Origin of the sequence: Campylobacter concisus (genome assembly GCF_003048905.1) — a bacterium.
Lineage (GTDB): Bacteria > Campylobacterota > Campylobacteria > Campylobacterales > Campylobacteraceae > Campylobacter_A > Campylobacter_A concisus_V.
Genome location: NZ_PIRO01000002.1, coordinates 14412 through 37819, shown reverse-complemented (window position 1 = coordinate 37819; position 23408 = coordinate 14412). Strand labels below are relative to the sequence as shown.

Here is a 23408-nt window from a genome sequence, read left to right as displayed (position 1 = left end):
AGATCCTTTAAATTTTAAGTGGGCATTTTATCATTGCTGAACTAAAAATAATATACAATTAAACAAAAATTAAAAGGAAGTATCGTGCCTGGTGTGAAAATAAGCTTTGTAGTGCCTGTTTTTAACAAAAAAGAGCACATTAGGGATTGTTTAAATTCGCTTATATCTCAAGACATGGATGATATTGAGATTATAGTTATTAATGATGGAAGTACTGACAATACGCTAGAAATATTAGAAGAATATAAAGATAAAATAATATTAAAAACAAAGAGCAATGCCGGTGTTAGTGCTGCTAGAAATGACGGTATATTACTAGCTAGTGGGAAATATACTATCTGCGTAGATGCTGATGACTATGTGGAAAAAGATTATGCTTCATGCGTTTATGATATCGCAGAAAAATTTGATGCCGACATAGTGATAACAGATATGTGTAAGGTCTATGGTCATAAAAAGCTCCTTTTTAAGGATTTTGAGACAAAAGAGGATGGCGCAATCGATAAAAACGAGTATCTAAAAAGGCTTTTAGCCTCAAGGCACAACAAAGTCTTGCATAATGCGGCAAACAAGGCGATTAGGACTAAAATTTTAAAAGAAAATTTATTTCCAGTTGGGATCACGCAAGCTGAAGATTTTCACGCTATAGTGAGAAATGTTATCGCTTCAAAAACTCTTGTAAAGTTAAATAAGGCATTTTATTATTATAAGATCGGAGACAACAACACTGCTGGTTTTGAAAAGCTAAAAGCTGTGATGGATCATAAATTTGTTTATGACGATATAATCTCAATTTTAAAAAACAAAAATTTAGCTCTTGAAATGGTGCCTGATCTAGAATTTAGAAAGATAAAAAGCGTCTATATGCCAGCTATTTCGGCGAGACCAAATCTAAAAAATAGTAGCTATGTAAAGGCGCTTGATCTTTTTTATGCAGATATTGATAGCATCATAAACTCATCTGGTTTTTTAAAGCTTAGACTAAAACAAAGAATTTTGCTTAAAGTGCTAAAAAATGTAAAATCGTACGAAAATGTATCAAAAATTTTAAAAATCTTTAATACAATAAATGGCTTTTTGTCAAATAAAAAAATGAAAGAATTTAAAGAGTAGAAAATGATAAATATACTTGAGCTTGAAAGCTCTCTTGGATTTGGTGGACAGGAACACCGCACTCAGCGTGTAATAAATGGACTAGATAATAGCAAATTTAAGGTTTTTTATGGGCTAAATCCTGGCTCAAAAAGCTTTGAGAAACATATCGAGTGCGAATTCGTTGAGTTTAATCTCAAAAAGTCTTTTAATATCTTTGAAATTTTAAAAATTTGCAAATTTGTAAAGCAAAATAATATAAAAATCATCTCAACTCACTCAGGTAAAGATGGCACCATTGGAGCGATTGTGGGCAAAATTTGTGGCGTTAGCGTGGTTCGTACTAGGCATTTACAGCTGCCTATAACATCGTCCTTACCTTATAACCTAAGCACAAAAGTGGTCGGCGTTTGTGACTCAGTTTGCGCTGATCTTATCAAAAGAGGCGTCAAAAAAGAGAAGGTGTTAAAAATCTACACTGGCATCGATACGCAAAAATATACGCCAGAATTTAAGATAAATATGAAAAAAGAATTTGGCTTAAATGACGACGTAGTTGGAATTTGCATCGTTGCAGTGTTAAGAGCTGCTAAAAATCATAAGCTATTAATCGATGCATTTAGCGAGTTAAATTTAGAAAAGTCAGCCCTTTTTATCGTAGGTGATGGCCCGCAAAATAAAAATTTACACGAATATATAAAAGATAAAAAAAATATCTTTATGCTTGGCAACAGAACCGATGTGAGCAATTTTTTAGGCTCTCTTGATATCTGCGTGCTACCTTCAGACATGGAGGCTATCGGTGGAGCGTTGCTTGAAGCATCTTCGTGCAAGCTAGCTACCATCGGAAGCGACGTGGGAGGTCTTGGCGAGGCAGTAAGCGACGGAAAGAGTGGATTTTTATTTCAAAATGGCGATAAAGAGGGGCTAAAAAAGGTGCTTGAAAGGCTCATTTTGGATGAAAATTTAAGAAAACAGATGGGTGAGTTTGGCAGAGAGTACGTAAAAGAGGTATTTAGTATCGAAAAAATGATAGAGAACACACAAAATTTATATATGGAGCTTGTAAAATGAGCGTAACAGTTTTAATGTATCATCATGTGCTTGAAAAGAGTGGGTTTATTGCAAGTAGCGTAGATGAGTTTAGAGATCAGATGAAATTTTTAGCTCAAAATGGCTACAAATCGCTAAGTTCGGCTGAGTTTGTGGCATATAAAAAAGGTGAGCTTAGTGTGCCAAAAAAGAGTGTCTTTATCACATTTGATGATGGCTGGAAGGACAATTTTGTTTACGCATATCCTATTATCAAGGAATTTAATCTTAAAGCGACTATTTTTCTAGTTGCTGGCTGGATAGAGCAGGCGAGTAGAAAAAGCGGCAAGTTTATAGAGCTGAATCATAACGAATACAAAAATGCTGCACCAACTAGACCTGAAGATGTCTTTTTAAACTACGAGGAAATAGCAAAGATGAAAGAGTACTTTGACTTTCACTCGCATACTTATACGCATTTTGATGATTATTTTGGTATTTGTGAAATGAAAGAAAATTTTACAAAGTGCAAAGAATTTATGTATAAAAATTTTGGCTTTGATGACAAGCTACTTTGCTGGCCAAGAGGTAAATTTAATGATGAGCTAAAAAATGTGGCAAAAAGCGTTGGCTATGAGGTTTTTTTTACAACAAAGCGTGGGATAAATAAACCTGATGGTGTGCTTGATGACATAAGGCGCATAGCGGTAAAAAAAGATGCAAGCTGGCTAAAAAAGACACTATTTATCTATCAAAATGACTTTTTAGGCTCACTATATTCAACACTAAAATCTTAAGAGAAATTTTACTTTGTAAAAATTCTCTCATTTTTAGCTATATGTTTTTCATAAAATCTTGAAATTTTGTATGAGAAATTTTTATTAGATTTTTTAAAAAGAGAATTTATCTTCTCTTTTTGCTTTCTTTGGATTTCTAGGCTAGAGCCATTTAGCTCCTCTGGATGAGAAAAGATGTTGCTAAAATACATTTTTAGATCAGTGTTTTTTAGGATCGCTTCCCATTTATCGGCTCCGTAAAGACCATCTTTGTAAAAATCAAGCAGAGCTTTTGCACTCTTTCTTGTTAGAATGTAAGCAGCCGTTCTATATATACTAGCGTATGAGTATGGTGAGATAAGATATAAATTTTCTTTTATTTTTTTGCCAAAAGCACGAAATCTACTATTTAATCCATCTTGCACACCGCATATCAAAATGCTATCACTACTTATATCTTTGCATAGCAAAAAGGCTTCATTTATTAATTCGTCATTTCCAATAACATCATCCTCTAATATTAAAGTAAATTCCGCGTCGCCTTGTAAAAAATCCTCATAAGCTTTTATGTGTGACATTGTGCATGCTAGCTCACCTGGTGTCGCAATTAATGTCGGTATCTTAAATTTATAATCTTCATTGCAAGATTTTAATAAGCAATCTATCATGGCGCTGTAAAACTCATTGACACTAAAATTTTTAGCATCAACCGCATCTATTATTTTAAATTCATCATATCTGTTAAATTGTCTTTGTAAATTTTGCCTTCGCTCTTCATCTCTTTTTAATGATATTACATAGATGGGATTATTCATTTTTTGCTCCAACTTTTGAGTCAAATTCTAACTTGACTTTATATGCAAGGCCTGCTAGATCAAGCTCTTTTTTGTTTATATGCTTTTGGGTGTTGATTAAATCGTCACTAGAATTTCTTTTATAAATTCCAGCGATTCGAGCTTCTTCATCAGCGTTTAAAATACAAAGAATGTCACATTTACTTATACGTAAAAGTGGGTTTGCGCTTACGTATATTACGACTTTTACGAATGGCATGATAAATTTAAAAAATGGTCTTAACTCATCTTGATGATCGCTTTTGATTTTTATCTTTGGACGAGCTATAAATAAATTTAGACTCATTACATCATCATCGATTACAGCGATTTGATAAGGCTTAAAGTTTTTAAATCCATTTTTTCTAATTTGTTTTGCAAGTGTACTTTTGCCACTACCGTGAAGCCCAGTAAGAGCGATTAAGACTCGTTTTTTATCTTTTAAAATTTCTTTACAAGCCTCGTTTAATGCTCCAAGCATTATTTATAGCCTCTATTTCTAAAATTTGAATATAAATTTCCTAGCACCGGCGTAGAATAGATAAAAAGCTTCTTTTTAACCCTAAAAATGTAGTCATTTTCACTTTTTGCATTGTTTGAGATATCAATACGTCTTATCTTAAATTTATCATCTCCTACGCAAAATCCGCCATCTATCACACTAAAAGCAAAGTCATAATACTCTCTTACAACTTTTAGTGAAAGCTCGTTAAAGTGCCCTTTTGGAAAGCAAAAGCCAAATTCTTGTTTTTCGGGAAATAGCTCTTTTATCTTAGCCAGCGAGCTAGAAAATTCCTCTCTTAATTTTTCTTCATCATTGCTTTTACAAGAAAAGTGGCTCGCTGTATGGCTATCAAACTCAAAAAGGCCACTCTCTTGCATCTGCCTGATCTCGTCTAAATTTAAAAAATACTCCGCGTCTTTATCATAATCGATCTCTTTATGTTTTTTAAATGCAAAGTCGTAATCTTGCCTTTTAAAATCCTTGATCTTATCTGTTATCAAAAAGCACACAGCTGGAATTTTTAGCTCTTTTAGGGTAGGAAATGCAAATTTATAATTATCAAAATACCCATCATCAAAAGTTAGTAAAATGCTCTTTCTTGAGGCTTTTACTCGGCCACTAGCTATATCTTTAAACTGAGCATAGTTTATAAATTTATAGCCCTCATCTAACGCCATAAGAAGCGCTTTTTTAAATAGCTCTGGCTTAATGGCAAAGTCGTTTTCATTGTTATTGCAGTGATGCATCGTTAGCACGCAAACTGGGTAGTTCATTTTTGCTCCAGTAAATTTTTAATAGCTTCTTTTAGCGCCTTATGGCTAAAGTTCTCATCCACAAATTTAAAGGCATTTTGTGAGTAAATTTTGGCTTTTTCAGGCTCATTTATCAGCTCCAAAATGCACTCTTTTAGCGAAATTTCATCTAAATTTCTAGCACAAAGCCCACGCTCTTTGTTTTTAACTAGTACATTCATCGGTGCGTTATCGTAGACTACGACTGGCACTTTTGAGCTCATTGCCTCAAGTAGGACTGTACCAAGCCCCTCAGAGTGCGAAGCAAAGACGTAAATATCAAAGCCTTTTATGATATTTGCCGCGTCATTTCTAAAGCCAGTGAAGATGATCCTGTCTTTTTCATCAAACATAGAGGCGATCTGCTCTTTTGTGCCGTCGCTAATGTTGCCAGAAAAAACAATAGTCGCATCCTTTGACTTTAAAATCTCTTTTGCAGCACTTGCAAAGTCAAAGACGCCTTTCTTGCGGTAAAGCGAGGTAAAAGAGCCGATAACTAGCTCGTCTTTGGCGATATGAAACTCATCTCTAAAAGTGCTTTTTGTGCTATCGATCTTTTCAACATCAACCGTGCTTGGCATAAAAAAGAGCTTATCTTTGCTAACTCCGATGCTTAACAGGTACTCTTTGACACTATCTGAGATGTATAAAATTTTATCAAATAGCTTTTTGTGCATGAGTTTTGAAAGAAAGCCTTTTATAGGAAAAAGATTATGCCTTTCCTTGTAAAATTTAACGCCTTTGCTTCTGTAAAATAGTCCAGCAATTGCCCCAATCCAGCTATCAGTCGAGCCATGTGTGATTACGATATCTATCTTGTTTGAGCTTATCGTTTCGCAAAGTGCTGGTACGCTTTTATGAAAATTTTTCTTATTCATCTCTTGTGCTATAACACTAAAGCCTTCTTTTTTTGCAATGCTTTCTATCTGAGAATTTGGGTTGCAAAAAAGTATGACATTATGACCCATCTCGCGCATAAAACGCATCTCGTTTAGCGTCTTATTTTGCTCGCCACCCCAGTTAAAAAGTGTCTGCGTGTGAAGAATATTCATCTGCCTATCCTAAAATTTCTTTTATTTTGGCTTTTATCTTTGGCATTTCGTCGCTAAAATCCATCAAGGTCTTTTCTATGCCATGCTTTGCTATACCTTCCTTGTCGCAAGGTACGAAGTCCCAGTCTTTTTGATAGACGATGTGCTTGCCCATGCTTTGGATGCCATTTTGCGCTGTGTAACCATTTTCCATGAGTGAGTTATCCCAAGGCCCCCACTCAAAAGCATTGCTTGGACCAAAAAAAGCGATCACTGGCACGTCGTTTGCTGCGGCTATGTGCATGATGGCGGTATCAACACCAATAAAAAGGCTTGAGCGCTTTGATAGGGCGATCGTTTGTTTCAAATTTAGCTTACCGCCTAAATTTATAGGCTCACTCTTACAAATTTTTAGCACGCTTGCTAGCTTTTCTAGCTCATTTTCTTTGTTATCGCTTGTTAGCACGACCTTTACATCAAGCTCATTTTCGCAGTAGTCAATGAGCTCTGCCATGCTCTCGTCATTTGCACATTTAAACATCCAGCGGCTTGTTAGATGCATATGAATAAAGCATTTTGGTAAATTTAGATGCTCCACGCTCTCGTCTGAAAATACGCTCACTTTTTTGCTAACCGGTTCAAACCCCAAAGCTCTTAAAGCGTTTAGATTATGATCGATCGTATGTGAAAAATTTTCATAGTATTTCGCTTTGACGTTTAGAAGTTTATTTATTGATTGATTTTTGCCAAGAAAGCCTACTATTTTTTTGATCTTTGCGTATTTTGAGATGATGATGCCGCGATCCCCCGTGGTTGTTTGTACGGCCATATCGTATTTTTCTTTTTTAATGGCTTTTATAAATTTTATCTCGGTAATTAGTTTTTTAAAAAAGCCAGAATTTGCACTTTGTCTATCGTAAATGTGGATTTTTTTTATGTAAGGATTTCCTTCGATCATCGCTTCTGTACCTTTGTTTAGAGCAAAGTCGATGGTTGCATCTGGGTAGTAGTGGTGCAAATTTTCAATGAGCGGTGTAGTCAAAAGCACGTCGCCGATGTTTCTAAATTTAATCACAAGTATTTTCATTTTATATATTTCCAAAATGTGTACTGGGCGTAAAGTCTAGCGATAATGTAGCCAGCAAAGCCCTCTTTAAAGCCGCCTTTTAGCACGTAAAGCTTAAAAAATGTCCAAGCCGGGCTTGTAAGCGCCTTTAGCAAATTTCTTTTTGCGCCCATGCTTGAGTAGCGATTTTGCTTGGCGATAAACTGCTCTATGCTCTCATACGCGTAGTGCAAGAAGTGATTTTTAAGCGCGCCAAGCCTTTGTGAGCCGTCATTTAAAACGACCTTTTCATGCACGGCTCTACCATCAAATTTGGCAAAATTTTTATTAAAAAGCCTCACCGTGTAGTCTGGATATAGCCCCATGTTTTTTATCGCTTTGCCAAAGAAAAAATTTAGCCTAGCAACGTTGTAAGCCATAAATTTAGGCTCTTTTAGCGTGCTAATGATCTCATTTTTAAGCTCGTCTGTAATCACCTCGTCGCTATCAAGCACAAAGACCCACTCATTTTTGGCTAGATCCACGCCCTTTTGCTTTTGCGCGCCAAATCCAAGCCAAGCTTGCTCGTGAAATTTCACATTGATAAAGCCATCACAAATTTGCCTTGTGCTGTCTCGTGAGCCGCTATCAACCACGATGATCTCATCAGCAAATTTAGCGCTCTCTAGCACCTCTTTTAGGTACTTTTCGCTATTAAAAGTCAAAATGACAACGCTTAGCATTTATACTCATTTTCGTAAAATCTCTTAAACCTTTGGTGAAACCAAAAGTATTCTTCAGGCCTTGCTCTAACCATCTCTTCGCACGCGCTGCACTGCATTTGCGTTACTTTTTGCACCGCTTCTTCTTTGTCAAATTTATTTATATCAATGGCTGGTGAAAAACAAATTTCGCTTATGTTTTCATCTTTTTGATAGATAAATGCATTAATTATTAGTGCGTTTGTTTTTTGAGCTAGCACGCTCGCAGCTGGCGTGTGAAGCACATCTTTGTCAAAAAATTTCACCTTTATGCCATCTTTTGGAGCGGTATTTTGATCGACTAAAATTCCCACTATTCGCCTAGCTTTTAGCGCTTTTAAGATATCTTTTGCGCCGCCATCTTTGTTGATGAGCTCCACGTCAAACTGCGCTCTATTTGCCTTTAAAATTTTATCCATACTTTTACTATCAAGCTTTCTGCCAAGTACTGAGACTGCACCAAAACGAGCAGCCATTGCTAAGCTAAAAAGCTCCCACTGCCCAAAATGCGCGGTCGTCACGATAATCGGACGATCAAGCTTAAGCGCTTCAAGCAGATTATGCTCGTTTTTAAAGCTAACTTTTTCAAGCACTTTTTGCTTCGTCGTGTTTTGATTTAGGATAAAATTTATGCCAAGGTATTTTGCGAAGTTGTAGTAGCATTTTTTAGCGATCTCAAGCTTCTTTTCCTTGGTTTTTGACTCACCAAAAGCAAGGTTTAAATTTGTCATAACGACGTGAAGTCGCTTTTTATTAAGCTTCATATACGAAAAAGCTAAAAATTTAGCAAGCAAATCTCTAAGTGAGCTAGGCAGTAAAAATATAAAAATTTTTAAAGTATAAAAGCCAGCCAGATAGAGCTTATCCATTTAGTAGCCTTTTTGCAAAATTTGCAACCGTTTCTGGGAAAATTTCTCTAATGCAAAAGTCGTTTTTATCGATACTTCTCGCGTCTATTTGCTTACCCATATCTATAACTAAATTTTTATCCGTGATGTAAGCATTTCTGTGGCTTGGACGGTTGCCAAAAAGCGTTATAGAAGGCCTATTTACAGCCCAAGCAAGGTGCGTTAGGCCACTATCGTTGCCAATTACTAAATCACAGCTTGCAATGAAGCTTATCATCTCTTTTATGCTTAGTTTTTCGAGCAGCTTTGCCGAAGTGCCTGAGATGATCGCCTCAGCCCTTACTTTCTCGCTCTCACTTCCGTAACAAAGGTAAATTTCACAACCCCCAAGCAGCCTAATCACATCTTTAAATTTGTCATAAATTTTGCTCTCTTCGCTTGCAAATGCGGCGATTAAAACGCGTTTTTTACCACTTTCATTTTTATAAATTTCACTTGTTTCAAAGCAGGGCAATTTTTTTAAAATTTCATCTCTGTCAAAGCTAAAATTTAGAGCGTATCTAACAAGGCTTAAATTTCTAACTATGATATTTTCATTGTAGTCGATCTTAAATTTATGTCTATAAAGCCTAGCTGCGATCTTTTCTTTGACACTCTCTCTGCTAAAGCCATAAGTTTGCTTGCCTATTATTTTTGCGACGACGGCTGATTTAAAAAGTCCTTGCAGATCGATCACTTTGTCAAATTTACCAAGCGTTTTTAGTATCTTGTAGCTTTGTTTAAAGCTTTGTTTAAGCGGCAAAACGACTAGCTCGTCGATAAGCGGATGATCTTTTAAAAGGCTTGCAAAACGAGCATCAACTAGCCACGTGATATGGGCATTTGAATAGTGCTTTTTGATAAACTGAAGCACAATAGCTGCGTGCACGATATCCCCAAGAGCGGAGAGTTTGACGATGGCTATTTTTAGTTGATTTTTGTTTTGCATTGATCACTTTAGATATAAATTTTTGGTATGATTTTAAAAAAAAATGCTTAAAAAAGGGCTAAAATGGCGAAAAGTTACATCTGCGTCTTTGACTGCGAGACGATACCTGATGCAAATTTGATAAGAAAAATTTACGGCATTGACGGAAGCGACGAAGATGTGAGCGTGCAGGCGATGGCATTGCAAGAAGAGGCCAGTGGGAGTGAGTTTTTGCCTGTGATGTTTCATAGGGTCGTGGCGATCTCTGCAGTAATGGCCGATGAATACGGCAAATTTTTAAAAGTTAGCACAATGGAGGGCAAGGATGAGCGCGAGATCATTGCTAAATTTTTAAAATTTATCAATGATTATAACCCAAGGCTTGTTAGCTTTAACGGCCGTGGCTTTGACCTGCCGATGTTAATGGTGCGTGCGATGCGCTACAACCTAAATGCAGCAGCGTATTACGAGAGCGAAAACAAAGAGCTAAACAAAAACAAGTGGGAAAATTATAGGGCAAGGTATTCGCCTAAATTTCACCTTGACCTGCTTGATTTTATAAGCGATTTTGGAAGCGTGAGAGGACTAAAGCTCGACACTCTTTGCGCTAGCTTAAATTTACCTGGCAAGTACGACGTGCACGGCGATCAGGTGCTTGAGCTTTACTACGCAGGCGAGCTTGATAAGATCAACGAATACTGCGAAAGCGACGTACTTAATACCTACTGGCTCTTTTTAAAATTTGAGCTTTTACAAGCAAATATCTTGCAAGATGACTATATAAATCACCTAAATATGATGAGTGAATTTCTAGCCAAAAACTGCGCTCACAGAGGATATACTGAGGTCTTTTGCACTGCGATAAGCGACGAGCTAGCTAGACTTAATGGCAAGCTTGATTACGAGATAAAGATCCAAAAAGAAGATGATGAAGAATTTGATGATTTTAGCGATCTTGATGGTATGAAAGATACGCCAGAGCAGCTAAATGAGCGTTTGGCAAGACAAGGGCTTGATGGGCTTTTAAAAAAAGCTAGTGAGGTTGCGTCAGCTGCCAAAAAAGACAAGAGTTTTTCTGAAGAGAAACTACCTGAAATAAATTTGGACGAAGAGTAGAAATTCCACGCTTTTAGGCCGTAAAATATCTTTTGCTTCTCTATGGAATTGATATCCTGAACTTGCGGAATATCACGGGTACTCAAACCCAAATTCATACTCTTTTAAAACTCCATTAGAAAAGATGAATTTCTCGTAGTAGAATGGCATATCAAATTCTTGTAAGAGTTTGCTCTCATTTTGCTCAGTGATGTAGGTGACGATAGAGGTGGCATTTTCTTCTTGCAGATCGTTTGGCTTACCTAGCTTCTTTAAAATTTGGTCTTGTTTGTCGCCAAGTTTGATACCAGAATTTGTAGTGAAATCTTTTATTTTGCTGGAATTTATATAATCTTTAGTCAAATTTTTATCAAAAAATTTGACATTTATCCTTTGGACCTCACCGCTACCACCACAACAAAAATCGAGTGTCATTATCTGTGTTCTTGATAAATTTATGAAGCTTGCCTTTTCGCCGTCTAAGAAATATTTGATTTTTTTAGATGGTAAATTACTTGTAGGTAAAATTTTACCTACTTTGATTTTGTCTATGCTTGTTGTGCACGGCAAATTTTCACTGGCTGTTAAATCTAGAAAACCTAAAATTAGAGATAGTATTAAAAAGTGTTTCATTGCAATTTTATTCATCTTTATTAAAGTCGCTCCAGCCGTTGCCAAGATATTTTGGGTTCGGACTAAATTCTCCAGCCCCTATGTCAAGATCGCCGCTATTTGGTATCCTGTAATGACTCCATGCGCATGGTTTTGTTTGTACCTTGCCCACCTCGCACTCTCCACAAAATAAATTATTTGCGTACAAATCCTCATCTTCTGATATATCGTCGTATAGCAATTTTTTATCGTTGCCAATGTACCATCTTGTTAGCATGCAGCCTTTAGCTTGAAATTTCTCTGTTTCACCTTTTAGAGAATAGGTCGCTAAGGCTATGCCTTGGGCATTTATTTTGCCTTTCATAAAATCATCAACACCGTAGTTAAAATTTATATATTTTTTTATTTCAGATATTTGAATTTCGCCGTTAAATGGGCGAGCTTCTCCGGTTATTTTATAGTTGCCAGATACTATATATTTTGACCTTGATATCTTTTTAATGCTATCAAAATTTATATGTAGTCTGTGATAATCAGCTCCGATATAACCCAAAAATTTTATACGCTTGTCAGCTAAAATGTTAGAAAAATCAAAATCGTCAAATTTGTCTTGTTTGGCAAAATGTGCTTTATTATCTAAAAAGCCATTAAAACACTTCTCGGTGGTTTGCTCTGCGAAAAGAGAAGGCGACATAAATACCATTATTCATAAAAGAATTATTTTATTTATAATCTTCATATTTTTCCTCAATCACAACTTTTACGTTATCTATTCCATTACTCTCGATATATTCTATAAGCTGATAGAATTTGTTTATACTGCCAGAAACACCTGTAACGTATCTTTTTCTATATTATTTCGTTAACAACGACATCACTCCCTAGCAGCAAACATCCTTCAGAGTGATCTCCTTTACTACCAACATGTATTAATATGGCTCTACTTTTAGGAACATCATTATTATATAATTTTGGAAATCCATTTTCTAAAAAATTTCCACGCTTATTTTTGGAGTACTTGTCTTTTGAATATTTTGTAGAAACATGCCATACTAGATTATATTTTTCTGTAGGTATTCTTTTGTCTTGATCAGACTGTTTTGTGCTTTCGCCATATGGTTCTAATATATAGCCTGTTAAATCACTATCGCTAATTTTAAATTCACTTATTGTAGAGCTAGATGAGTGGCTGGATGCTTTATATTCCCACTTTATAGTAATATAAATTATATTATCATTTATGGCGCAACCCCCAACCCCCCCCTCATCTCCATCTTCCCACATACCTTTATCTACTCTAGTTAAACTCTTTGATTCATTAAAAGAGCTAATAAATTTATACATATTTTTTTGCTTAGCTTCTCATCTTCATATATATTTACATCCTACGCTTGATCTATATTTTTATTTATCAAGACATCATCATGTCTTAGATTGGTTTTAAATATCTTTTCTTTACAAGAAGTAGACACACTACTCCTCTTTTCTATTCTCAGGCAAAATCAAATGACCATTTTTATCTATTAGGGAGTATTGAACCAATACTATGTAAATTAGATCATGTATTTTGTATCTATCATAATCACCAGTATAGTTATCATATTTTCTTAAAAACTCAGCATAAGGCTTATCGTCTGTCTTTTTAATACCATTTAGCTCTACTTCTGAATAAAGTATCGGCACATAATTTTAAAGTATCTTCAAAGACCTCTTTAAATTTCTCATAGTCTTCACCATAAATTCTACCAAAGAGCTCTTTATCGCTCTTATAAAACATCAGCGCCAGTTTTACTGTGTAGTTTCTATAATAAGATCTAGTACAATGAATAGAATTGCCAACGCTATAATTATATCTATCTAGTACTTGAAAATATTTAAAATACCCATCTATACACTCTTTTTGAGTTTTAGCTATCCTCTCTCTAGCTATCTTTTGAGCTTTATCTTTTAGTTTAGGATTTTCTTTTATGATTAGATTGTAAAGATCAGCAAAATAGTTATCTCTAAAGGCAATAAATTTTGACTGACAAACAAAGTCTTCTAAAGAATACTCTTTAAATTTATATTTGCCTTTAGCATTAGAACATTTAAAGCTAGGGGATATCTTAGTGCCATAGTTGTTAAAAGAATAGTCATCTCCGGTAAAAAAATATTATCAACCTGCTCTAATTGTTCAATAGCCTTTTCACTAGCCTTACCTGGTATCATAGGCTCAAAAGCATATAAATTTAAGACTATCATCAAGCTTATTAATAGTATAGATTTAGGTTTCATCTTCTATTCTTTTATCAAATTTATTAGCCAGGTAAATTCCAAGATATAAAATGATATGCATCTACTTTGTCATTTTTCTCTTCAAATAACCATAATTCACAACTGCTATTAGGATTGTGCTCACTTTTAGGGGTAAATAATTGAACCAAAAGAGTGTTTTTGTTTATCCATTTAAAATCAAAATCATAAGTTAGATTGTCTGTGCCATAAGCTATATATCTCGTGTCTTTCATACGCTCTACATCTTTTAGCTCTGGTTTTGGTGAAAAAAATAACGTTAAAACATAGTCTTTCCATACATCTAATATGGTAGCACCAATATAAGTATACATACCGTCGTTCCAAATTTTCTTTACAAGTTTTTTGCATTCTTTATTCAAAAACTTTTTAGGTATCGTCTTTTGTTTCCAACTATCATAATAATCATCTGTTGCAAATGATAAATTTACAGCTAAAAGTAAAGCTAAGATTATTTTAAAGATTGATTTCATAAATATATTGTTCATTATTAATCGGGTAAATTTTTAGACGTAAAACTATATACATCTACGCTACCATCTTCTTCTTCATATAGCCATAATTCACAGCTTGATTTAGAATATTTATCAGCATGAAAATGTAGTTGTACCAAAAGACTTTTGTTGTTTAACCACTTAAAATCAAAGTCGTAACAAAAATTTTTATTACACTCTTTGTATTTTTGATTTTTTAGATGTTGTATTTCTTTAATTTTTAAGTCGTAGTCTCCATATAAATTTAAAATAGGCTCTTTGTATATATTTAATATAGTTGTTTGACGATAGGAAACCTTGCTTTCATTCCAAATGTCTTTTGATATTGTTTTGCAACCTTGACTCAAAAACTTTTTTGATATTGTCTTTTGCTTCCAGCTATCATAATAATCATCTATATAATCATCTGTTGCAAATGATAAATTTACAGCTATAAGTAAAGCTAAGATTATTTTAAAGATTATCCTCATAATATTTCCCCAAAAGTATTTTTATATCCCTCTTTTAATATCTCAATAGGATCTGCTAAGTCTTTACGCCTTTTAAATTTATTGTTTGGATCATTGGTGACGGTTAAAGGATCATCTTTGTTGGCTCCATTTGTAAAGTACTCAAAGTGAAGCATGGTTACTATTTTTTTATCAACTATATTTGGGTGATCACCGTTATCAATCATTAGTCCAGAATATCCTATAACCTGACCTTTTCGCACCATATCACCCGCTTTTACTTTTACTCTTGAAGGATCAACCTCGCCATATCTTATTATAAAGCTACCAAATTCTACTGTGTCGTATTGTATCGTTATGTGATCGGTTTTACAGTAAAAATTACCAGTCTTTATTACTTCGCCATCAGCTATAGATACTATCTCTACATCTGACTTAAATGTTTTTATGTCTACATTCTTTTTAAAAGGCATATCTGTATATAGATCTCTTGCGGCGTGTTGTCTTTTGCCATTGTTTCTATTTCTGCCAAATATTGCTTGGCTCTCACCCTTGTCTCCCAACATAAGCGTCCAGTCATATTCCATATCTCTATTATTTAAAGGCTTGATTTTTAGTGGAAAAACTATCTCATTGCTCATCTCTACTTTCGCTAAGACCCCCTCATCTCCATCTTCCCACATACCACTATCTACTCTAGTTAAACTCTTTGATTCATTAAAAGAGTTAATAAATTTATCCATATTCTCTTTACTTAATAAATTTATACCAAGCTTATCATCTTTATCTGCATTAGACTGATTACTAGAGCTCTCTTCTTTTGCATAAATTTGATAGCTCTTATTTGTCTTCTCATCACTTTTTAGCTCTTTGCTTAGCTTATCATCTTCATATATATTTATCTCATTTGATGAGATATCTTTGCTTATATATAAGTAATTACCATTTTTTATTAAAGCATTGTCTTTATTATCACTAAGCTTTAATTTAGCATCAAATGCCTTCTCTTTTATAGCATGCTCAAACTCATATATAACTAGCTTATCATCTTTAAATTTAATATATAGAGGTATCTTTATATCTATCCTTATATGATTTTTGCCATATCTTGTATAAAACTTAAATTTATCCTTATCACCTTCAAGATATGCAAAAAATACTATAGTATGACCACCTTGCTTTAGCTTATCTAGATCATCTTTTTGTATAACATCTAAAATTTTAAATGTTATCTCTTTGCCCTTTTGATCTTTTAAGACTACTACATCTTTTGGATTTGATTTGGATAGTTCATCATACTCTTTACTATTTATTACCTTATATCCCCAAAGTATCTCTTTATATCTCTTACTACCTTTTTCTTGTTTATATATAGCCTTTAAGCTTATTGGCTCATTTGTCTTAAATGGATACTCACTATCAGAGATTACATTTGTTATATGATCTGTTATATCTCTTAACGAGACCTTATTGCTATAGCAAAAGTTAGAGCTACTCTTATCTTGATATCCTAAAGATATTACAGCTGTATCAGTGTGAGCATGAATATCTTTAGTGCTATAAACTTTACTTAGATCACTTGAATAAAGTATAAATTTAGTATCTCCTTTATTCTCTTTATCTATTGGGATATTAAATGTAGCTGTATATGAGTTTTTAATATCTGAGTCTTCATTTTTTACTAAAGATATACTCTCATATATACTTTTATCAAAGCAGTGATGAAGATATATCTTATCTATATCTTCACTTGCCTTACCATCTTCGTTTTCAATTATGAGATTATTTATTGTAAGAGTAAGACCTGAACTTGATGCTGATGTAGGCACTACATTGTTGCCATGAGCTAGACGAAGCTTTATATCAAACATAGCTGAGTCTTTATCGTCTCTTAGGGTAAAGTTATTCTCTTTGGCGAAATTTAATAAAGAGAAATTTAGGTGTTTGTTGTTAGACGAGGGGAGTTTGAAGTGATGAGAAGTAGGTACGCTACTCCTCTTTTCTATTCTCTGGTAAAACTAAATGACCATTTTTGTCTATTAGGGAGTATTGGACTAATAAAACATAGCTTGCATCCCAGCAATGATTATACCCAAAGCCCTCAATATCGTAGTCCTTATATTTTTCTTCAAAATTTTTATAAAGCTTTAAATTTTCTTCTTTTTGTTTTGCGCTTATGCCTTCAAATTTTAGGTCTGATATAGAGATGGTATCTTCAAAAACCTCTTTAAATTTCTCATAGTCTTCGCCGTAAATTCTACTAAATAGCTCTTTATCGTCCTTATAAAGCATTAAAGTTAGCTTTGCTGCAAAGTCTCTATATTTTTCACTTATACAACCTATACTTTCAGATACAAATAAAGCCTTGCTCTCTACAAAGCTATAGTCATACTCTTTTTTTGAGTATCTAATGCACTCTTTTTTACTATCTTTTATCCTTTCTCTAGCTATCTTTTGAGCTTTATCTTTTAAATTTGGAGCTTCTTTTACTATTAGATTATAAAGATCTGCAAAGTAGTTATCTCTAAAAGAGTTATAGTCTGACTGGCATATAAAGTCTTCTAGAGAGTATTTTTTAAATTTATATTTGCCCTTGGCATCATAGCAAGCAAAGCTTGGTGAAATAGTATGGCTGCCATAGTCCATTATGGGATCAAGTGGATAGTCGTTTATCTGCGAAAAGTCATAGGCAAATTTTATCATAGCTTCGTCTGGGCTTAAAGGCTCGTAAGCATATAAACTTAAGCCTACTTTCAAGCTAGTTAATAATATAATTTTAAATTTCATCATATTTCCTTACTGAAAAATCTTAAACACATTTGCTGTTTTAATGCGTTTATAGGCTTCTTTCCTATGCTCAAGGCTAAGTTTTTGCGGATTTATAACTGCAGTTATACGTTCTACTATATCACTATTATCCAAATCCGCTTTGCTTTCATCGGCTATTTCATAAAGACGATATTTTTTAGGGTTAGACCTTTCTATAATCCAGAAATATGCAGCACTTATTAAGGCGTATTTACCATCTTGTGATATGAGATCAGGGTTTTTTAATAGATCTGTATCTTTGTCGACTAAAAATTTTTTGTGTGAATAATTATTAAATCTTGCATAGTTGTCCTTCCCTGTTAATTGCTTAATTCCCCTACCTCTAAAATTAAATCCATCATCTCCACCTTCATTGCCTAAATGATTTTTTCCACGATCAGAGTACATAGCGTTACCAACAAATTTTGCCCATTTTGAAGGGTCTGTCTTGTCGTAATATTGTGGATATAGTTTTTTGGCTTCTTCTAATCTGGCTTTGCCTCTATAGCTAATTATATTATTCTCTGTAAATTTTTCTAACTCTTCTTCTAAAGTAAAATCACCTTTTGTTGTCTTTGCCTCTACAAAGCATTGCCCAAAAAAATGCTCCAATCTATTTCTAGTATCAAGCTTATATTTTACATACATTTGAATTCCATCATCATCTCTTCTATTTAGTTCATCTACCATTTCTTGCAGGATATATTCTTGATTTATTTTTATATTAGTAAATATTTGTTTTAGCATACTTAGCGTAAAAGGATAGTCTTTAATCTCTATTAAAACATTTATCCCCTCATCTCCATCTTCCCACATACCACTATCTACTCTAGTTAAACTCTTTGATTCATTAAAAGAGTTAATAAATTTATCCATATTCTCTTTACTTAATAAATTTATACCAAGCTTATCATCTTTATCTGCATTAGACTGATTACTAGAGCTCTCTTCTTTTGCATAAATTTGATAGCTCTTATTTGTCTTCTCATCACTTTTTAGCTCTTTGCTTAGCTTATCATCTTCATATATATTTATCTCATTTGATGAGATATCTTTGCTTATATATAAGTAATTACCATTTTTTATTAAAGCATTGTCTTTATTATCACTAAGCTTTAATTTAGCATCAAATGCCTTCTCTTTTATAGCATGCTCAAACTCATATATAACTAGCTTATCATCTTTAAATTTAATATATAGAGGTATCTTTATATCTATCCTTATATGATTTTTGCCATATCTTGTATAAAACTTAAATTTATCCTTATCACCTTCAAGATATGCAAAAAATACTATAGTATGACCACCTTGCTTTAGCTTATCTAGATCATCTTTTTGTATAACATCTAAAATTTTAAATGTTATCTCTTTGCCCTTTTGATCTTTTAAGACTACTACATCTTTTGGATTTGATTTGGATAGTTCATCATACTCTTTACTATTTATTACCTTATATCCCCAAAGTATCTCTTTATATCTCTTACTACCTTTTTCTTGTTTATATATAGCCTTTAAGCTTATTGGCTCATTTGTCTTAAATGGATACTCACTATCAGAGATTACATTTGTTATATGATCTGTTATATCTCTTAACGAGACCTTATTGCTATAGCAAAAGTTAGAGCTACTCTTATCTTGATATCCTAAAGATATTACAGCTGTATCAGTGTGAGCATGAATATCTTTAGTGCTATAAACTTTACTTAGATCACTTGAATAAAGTATAAATTTAGTATCTCCTTTATTCTCTTTATCTATTGGGATATTAAATGTAGCTGTATATGAGTTTTTAATATCTGAGTCTTCATTTTTTACTAAAGATATACTCTCATATATACTTTTATCAAAGCAGTGATGAAGATATATCTTATCTATATCTTCACTTGCCTTACCATCTTCGTTTTCAATTATGAGATTATTTATTGTAAGAGTAAGACCTGAACTTGATGCTGATGTAGGCACTACATTGTTGCCATGAGCTAGACGAAGCTTTATATCAAACATAGCTGAGTCTTTATCGTCTCTTAGGGTAAAGTTATTCTCTTTGGCGAAATTTAATAAAGAGAAATTTAGGTGTTTGTTTTTGGATGTTTGGTCTTCAAAGTACTTCATACTTATAGCGCCATCTTCTAGTTTATACTCTATATCATCACTATTTTGCTTTATACTAGTAAAGGTGGCACCATTTATCTTATCTTCTTCATTTTTGTTTTCTTGATAGAGTATTACTGTGTCTTTGCTCTTTGCATTTTTAAATTTTATCTCTTCATTTTTACTATCTTCGTAAGAGTCAAATTTAAAGTCAGTAAGTATTAGCTCGCATAAATTTACCTTGCCATAGTTTGGCCTACTAGAATTTAGCTCCTTTGGATTTAGCTCACTGCAATCAAATGGAGTCTGACTAGCTAGAACAACGGTAAATTCGCTCTTTTTAGGTTGAAAGACTCTAATAGGAGTTGTCATCTTTCTTGGACATAGCAAGAGTATATTTTCTTGTTTGTAAAATTCCTCCTCTCTTTGCCTTAAGAGCTTATTTATTCTTGAAGTGTTTGAAGCATTTGAGCTGATTAAATTTACGCAGTATATGTTTTCAAGGCTAAAGGTCTTTGTACTTTGAGTGCTTAATAAAGAATTTATCTTTGTAACAAATGGCTGAAATAAAGCATCACATTTTGATGCATCTGATGCATTTAAATTTGACTCATTTTCTTGAAGCTTCATAAATTCTAAATGAGTGACGTTTTGGACGATCTCTTTATTGTTTTGGTTTTTTGATTTATATTTCGCTTTGGATATATTTAAATGGCTAAAAACATCTATGCACTCGGCAAAATTAATATTTTGTTTGTCACTTTCATAAAGCCCAAACTGAGTTGAAATTTTTTCTCGTAAAAGAGATATTTTATTGCTTGCTTCATCACTAAAGCTTTCATATGCTAGCCAAAACCAGGCCTTAAAACGATTTTTGCTTTTGATGTAGCTTGCTAGGGATGGATCAATATTACTTTTTTTACTGATATAAAGAAGTGCTAAAAGTGCGATATGCTCTCTTGAAATTTGGCTGTTTTGTGTATCTGAAGTGAGCGAAACGGCTTGTAAATTTTTAAGTGGAGAGTTGTTTAATTTTTGATTTATCTCTTGGACTAGCGGCGTAAGCTTTTGCTCCAAGATGGCATTTAGCTGATCTTCTGAACTAAATTCAAACTCAGGTAAAGTATCGGCACCTCCAGACTTTGCATAAGCCTCTTTTGCGGCATCATTTATCTTTTTAAAAAGTTCATCTGTATTTATCTTTTCTATGGTGGTCGCACTCGTGGTGTTAGCAATAGTTTGCTTGACATCTTTTATGACTTTATCTTTGTTGTTTTTATAAATTTGAGCACAAATAAGTTCTATATCATCTTTTAGGCTAAAGCCATATCCAATAAGTAACTTGTTGTTAGATATAAATGGTCTGCTTATGTCATTGTCATATGAAAATTTTATGATATCTATTAAATTTCTTTTAAAATTTACATCATTTCTGGGCGTTAGAGGCATTAAACTTCCTTGGAAATTTTTGCTAAATATTAGCACAAACTTAAAAAGTATTCAACAATAAAACTTTATAGTAAAAATTTATGTCAAAAAAATAAATTTGCATATTTTTGTTTTTGGTTAGACTACTTAAAATGGCTTGTAAATTTTAAAGTGCCTTTATAAACTCTTTAAATTTATCGCCTCGCTCGGCATAACTCCTAAACTGATCAAGACTCGCAGCTGCCGGGCTTAGAAGCGCTATCTCGCTGGTCTTTAGCTCTTTATTTATCTCATTGACAGCATTTTGTAAAAAATCGCATTTCAAAGCCGGTATGCCAAATTTAGTCGCTAATTTCATGAGTTTGTCACTATTTGAGCCAATGGCGTAAATTTTTACTCTTAAGCTCTTTAAGTCTTCAAAAAGTGGCGTCATATCAACACCCTTATCATCGCCACCAAGTATTAGATGTATGAAATGATCTTTGTAGCGTTTTACGGCTTGTATGCTCGCATCTATGTTAGTCGCTTTTGTGTCATTGACCCAGGTTCTGCCATTTTTGTCGCTAAATTCTTCAAGCTTGTTTGCCTCGATGACGAAGGTATTTAAAAGCGCGACATCGCAGCGGTCAAATAAAATTTTCTCCACCGCTAGTGCTAGCAGTGCATCAAGCAAAAATGGCGTTTTGAATTTTATATCATCTACGCTTACGCCACAAAATTTAGCTAAGTCATTTTCGTCTTTATATGCGATCACTTTTGCCCTTGTTGGCGTGTTGGCGTAAATTTCAGGCACGATCGCTACGCTACTTTCGCTCATGCTAGCAAGTGGCTTTAGCTTAGCCTTTTCGTATTCGCTCATGTCTCCATGCCAGCTTAAATGATCTGGAGTGATCGGCAAAAGCACGTAGATGCCAGGTGTAGCGCGGTTTGTGTAGTGCAGGGTAAATGAGCTAGTCTCAAGTATCCAAATTTTAGCGTTTGAGTCTAAATTTGCTAGCGCAATGCCGACGTTACCGCCCATGACTGAGCCCTTGCTCTCTAGTAGATGCTGCGTCATCTTTGTGGTCGTAGTCTTGCCGTTTGTGCCACTTATCCAGATATTAAATGGCAGATTTTCTTTATAAATTTCATAAAAATAGTCATACTCGCTAACTAAATTCTTAGCTTTTTTAATAAGCTCGTGATGAGGCGGGATGCCTGGACTTGGTATCTCTAGGCTGCTTTTTGCTGGGTCAAATTCGCTAACTGGCAAAAGAGCATTGCCAAACTCATCTTTTGAAATTTCACTAAATTTATCATCATAGATATCCCAAAGGTCGTCTTTTGTGAAATTCTTTGCGATCGCCTTTATCGTGCCACCGTAGCCAAATAGCGATTTTTTCATGACTTTCCTTATCTGATCTTTAGCGCAGTTAGTGCGATTAGGTTTGCTAAAAGTGCGATGATCCAAAAGCGAACGATGATCTTATTTTCCGCCCAGCCTTTTATCTCAAAATGGTGATGTATAGGCGCCATGAGAAAAATTCTACGTTTGAAAATTTTAAAGCTTCCCACTTGCAAGATGACGCTTAGGGTCTCAACGACAAATATGAGTCCGATGATGATGAGTAAGATTTCGTTTTTGGTAGCAACACCCATAAAACCGATATATGCTCCAACACTTAAGCTACCGCTATCGCCCATAAAGACTTCAGCTGGATGGCAGTTAAACCATAAAAAGCCCATCAATGAACCAATTAGGGCTGAAGAGACAACAACGCTTTCACCAACACCTATGATCTTTGGCAAGAGTAAATATGAGCTAAAGACCGCGTGTCCGCAGATATAAGCAAAAACGCCAAGTGTCAGAAGCGAAAATATAGATGGCACGGTAGCTAGCCCGTCAAGCCCGTCTGTTAAATTTACCGAATTTGAAGCAGCGACTATGACCAGTGTCCAAAAGAAAATGGCAAAAATTTTTAAATCTAAAATAGGTTGCTTAAAAAAAGGTAGATAAAACTCGGTGCTAAGCTCGTGACTTGCATATAAAAAAACAGAAATTACAAAGGCTATTAAAAACTGAAAAAAAAGCTTTGCTTTTGGGCTTAGGCCGGCGTGATTTTTTGCTCCTAAAATTTTACTGTAATCGTCCTTGTGGCCAAGCAGTGTAAAGCAAACTAGGCAAAAGAGAGATGTTAAGACAAATGCGTTATCAAGCCTTGCACAAATTACCGTGGAAAGTACGGCTGTGAAGACAAAGACAAGTCCGCCCATGGTCGGTGTTTTGGCCTTTTTTTGGTGAGTTTGCGGGGCAAGCTCGTAGATAGGCTGGGCAGCGTTTTTTGCCTTTGCCCAAGTGATAAATTTAGGCATCAAATAAGCTGTGAGTGCAAAAGCGATGAAAAAAGCGATACCAGCACGGACGGTGATGTATTGAAAGATATTAAAATTTAAAATTTCATAGATATAGTAAAACATG

The 23408-nt window shown here is 34.3% G+C and carries 25 protein-coding genes; 4 read left to right on the top strand and 21 right to left on the bottom strand.

All coding sequences use genetic code 11. From position 1 onward, the window contains the following. Positions 1 to 84: 84 nt before the first annotated feature. The 3 genes from CVS95_RS06355 to CVS95_RS06345 are packed head-to-tail and all read left to right on the top strand — an operon-like array spanning position 85 to position 2921. Positions 85 to 1113 (top strand): glycosyltransferase family 2 protein, encoded by a 1029-nt coding sequence (locus CVS95_RS06355; protein WP_159071265.1) that lies wholly within the window; start codon positions 85 to 87, stop codon positions 1111 to 1113. Positions 1114 to 1116: 3 nt separating this feature from the next. After that, positions 1117 to 2166 carry a glycosyltransferase family 4 protein gene (locus tag CVS95_RS06350; RefSeq protein ID WP_107695987.1) on the top strand — a complete coding sequence of 350 codons (1050 nt, stop codon included), beginning with the start codon at positions 1117 to 1119 and terminating at the stop codon, positions 2164 to 2166. Next, positions 2163 to 2921 (top strand): polysaccharide deacetylase family protein, encoded by a 759-nt coding sequence (locus CVS95_RS06345; RefSeq protein ID WP_107695986.1) that lies wholly within the window; start codon positions 2163 to 2165, stop codon positions 2919 to 2921. Before CVS95_RS06350 ends, CVS95_RS06345 begins: the two co-directional genes overlap by 4 nt. Before the next feature lie 8 nt (positions 2922 to 2929). Here the strand turns inward: CVS95_RS06345 and CVS95_RS06340 are convergent, their stop codons facing one another. The 8 genes from CVS95_RS06340 to waaC are packed head-to-tail and all read right to left on the bottom strand — an operon-like array spanning position 2930 to position 9702. Continuing rightward, a complete protein-coding gene (locus tag CVS95_RS06340) occupies positions 2930 to 3715 on the bottom strand; it encodes a glycosyltransferase family 25 protein (protein WP_107695985.1) in 786 nt (261 codons plus the stop codon). Beyond that, positions 3708 to 4214: a hypothetical protein gene (locus tag CVS95_RS06335; RefSeq protein WP_107695984.1), complete on the bottom strand. Its 507-nt coding sequence runs from the start codon at positions 4212 to 4214 to the stop codon at positions 3708 to 3710. Before CVS95_RS06335 ends, CVS95_RS06340 begins: the two co-directional genes overlap by 8 nt. Continuing rightward, positions 4214 to 5011, bottom strand: coding sequence for a polysaccharide deacetylase family protein (locus CVS95_RS06330; protein ID WP_107695983.1), 798 nt, complete (start codon positions 5009 to 5011; stop codon positions 4214 to 4216). Before CVS95_RS06330 ends, CVS95_RS06335 begins: the two co-directional genes overlap by 1 nt. Beyond that, positions 5008 to 6081 carry a glycosyltransferase family 4 protein gene (locus CVS95_RS06325; RefSeq protein ID WP_107695982.1) on the bottom strand — a complete coding sequence of 358 codons (1074 nt, stop codon included), beginning with the start codon at positions 6079 to 6081 and terminating at the stop codon, positions 5008 to 5010. Before CVS95_RS06325 ends, CVS95_RS06330 begins: the two co-directional genes overlap by 4 nt. Before the next feature lie 4 nt (positions 6082 to 6085). Beyond that, positions 6086 to 7147 (bottom strand): putative lipopolysaccharide heptosyltransferase III, encoded by a 1062-nt coding sequence (gene rfaQ, locus CVS95_RS06320; protein WP_107695981.1) that lies wholly within the window; start codon positions 7145 to 7147, stop codon positions 6086 to 6088. Beyond that, on the bottom strand, positions 7144 to 7848 hold the full coding sequence (locus CVS95_RS06315; RefSeq protein ID WP_107695980.1) for a glycosyltransferase family 2 protein: 705 nt from the start codon (positions 7846 to 7848) through the stop codon (positions 7144 to 7146). Before CVS95_RS06315 ends, rfaQ begins: the two co-directional genes overlap by 4 nt. After that, positions 7842 to 8735, bottom strand: a complete 894-nt coding sequence (locus tag CVS95_RS06310) for a lipid A biosynthesis lauroyl acyltransferase (protein WP_107695979.1) — start codon at positions 8733 to 8735, stop codon at positions 7842 to 7844. The genes CVS95_RS06315 and CVS95_RS06310 overlap by 7 nt, the downstream gene beginning before the upstream one ends. Next, positions 8728 to 9702 carry a lipopolysaccharide heptosyltransferase I gene (gene waaC / locus CVS95_RS06305; protein WP_107695978.1) on the bottom strand — a complete coding sequence of 325 codons (975 nt, stop codon included), beginning with the start codon at positions 9700 to 9702 and terminating at the stop codon, positions 8728 to 8730. The genes CVS95_RS06310 and waaC overlap by 8 nt, the downstream gene beginning before the upstream one ends. A 63-nt stretch (positions 9703 to 9765) precedes the next feature. Between waaC and CVS95_RS06300 the strand changes: the two genes are divergently transcribed. Then, complete coding sequence (locus tag CVS95_RS06300; RefSeq protein WP_107695977.1) at positions 9766 to 10797, top strand: 3'-5' exonuclease; 1032 nt, start codon at positions 9766 to 9768, stop codon at positions 10795 to 10797. A 72-nt stretch (positions 10798 to 10869) separates the two neighbouring features. Here the strand turns inward: CVS95_RS06300 and CVS95_RS09645 are convergent, their stop codons facing one another. From CVS95_RS09645 to mraY, 13 genes are all read right to left on the bottom strand, one after another. Further along, the gene (locus CVS95_RS09645) at positions 10870 to 11424 is read right to left on the bottom strand and encodes a hypothetical protein (RefSeq protein ID WP_199906343.1); all 555 of its coding nucleotides are present in this window, start codon (positions 11422 to 11424) and stop codon (positions 10870 to 10872) included. Continuing rightward, positions 11417 to 12082 (bottom strand): hypothetical protein, encoded by a 666-nt coding sequence (locus tag CVS95_RS06290; RefSeq protein WP_107695976.1) that lies wholly within the window; start codon positions 12080 to 12082, stop codon positions 11417 to 11419. Before CVS95_RS06290 ends, CVS95_RS09645 begins: the two co-directional genes overlap by 8 nt. 155 nt (positions 12083 to 12237) lie before the next feature. Next, positions 12238 to 12732 (bottom strand): DUF5675 family protein, encoded by a 495-nt coding sequence (locus CVS95_RS06285; protein ID WP_107695975.1) that lies wholly within the window; start codon positions 12730 to 12732, stop codon positions 12238 to 12240. Between the two features lie 129 nt (positions 12733 to 12861). Then, complete coding sequence (locus CVS95_RS09790; protein ID WP_234400038.1) at positions 12862 to 13071, bottom strand: hypothetical protein; 210 nt, start codon at positions 13069 to 13071, stop codon at positions 12862 to 12864. After that, the gene (locus CVS95_RS09900) at positions 13031 to 13165 is read right to left on the bottom strand and encodes a hypothetical protein (RefSeq protein ID WP_265094522.1); all 135 of its coding nucleotides are present in this window, start codon (positions 13163 to 13165) and stop codon (positions 13031 to 13033) included. The genes CVS95_RS09790 and CVS95_RS09900 overlap by 41 nt, the downstream gene beginning before the upstream one ends. Positions 13166 to 13428: 263 nt before the next feature. Further along, entirely contained in the window at positions 13429 to 13632 is a 204-nt protein-coding gene (locus CVS95_RS09785) for a hypothetical protein (protein WP_234400037.1), read from the bottom strand. 53 nt (positions 13633 to 13685) lie between these two features. After that, on the bottom strand, positions 13686 to 14153 hold the full coding sequence (locus tag CVS95_RS06275) for a hypothetical protein (RefSeq protein WP_107695974.1): 468 nt from the start codon (positions 14151 to 14153) through the stop codon (positions 13686 to 13688). Between the two features lie 17 nt (positions 14154 to 14170). After that, complete coding sequence (locus tag CVS95_RS06270) at positions 14171 to 14644, bottom strand: hypothetical protein (RefSeq protein ID WP_072594473.1); 474 nt, start codon at positions 14642 to 14644, stop codon at positions 14171 to 14173. After that, complete coding sequence (locus tag CVS95_RS09780; RefSeq protein WP_234400036.1) at positions 14641 to 16494, bottom strand: M23 family metallopeptidase; 1854 nt, start codon at positions 16492 to 16494, stop codon at positions 14641 to 14643. The genes CVS95_RS06270 and CVS95_RS09780 overlap by 4 nt, the downstream gene beginning before the upstream one ends. A gap of 118 nt (positions 16495 to 16612) precedes the next feature. After that, the gene (locus tag CVS95_RS06260) at positions 16613 to 17410 is read right to left on the bottom strand and encodes a hypothetical protein (protein WP_107695973.1); all 798 of its coding nucleotides are present in this window, start codon (positions 17408 to 17410) and stop codon (positions 16613 to 16615) included. A 9-nt stretch (positions 17411 to 17419) separates the two neighbouring features. Next, positions 17420 to 20971: a glycoside hydrolase family 19 protein gene (locus CVS95_RS06255; RefSeq protein WP_107695972.1), complete on the bottom strand. Its 3552-nt coding sequence runs from the start codon at positions 20969 to 20971 to the stop codon at positions 17420 to 17422. A gap of 145 nt (positions 20972 to 21116) precedes the next feature. Beyond that, on the bottom strand, positions 21117 to 22334 hold the full coding sequence (gene murD, locus CVS95_RS06250; RefSeq protein WP_107695971.1) for a UDP-N-acetylmuramoyl-L-alanine--D-glutamate ligase: 1218 nt from the start codon (positions 22332 to 22334) through the stop codon (positions 21117 to 21119). A gap of 8 nt (positions 22335 to 22342) precedes the next feature. Next, positions 22343 to 23407 carry a phospho-N-acetylmuramoyl-pentapeptide-transferase gene (gene mraY / locus CVS95_RS06245; RefSeq protein WP_107695970.1) on the bottom strand — a complete coding sequence of 355 codons (1065 nt, stop codon included), beginning with the start codon at positions 23405 to 23407 and terminating at the stop codon, positions 22343 to 22345. Between the last annotated feature and the right edge of the window lies 1 nt (position 23408).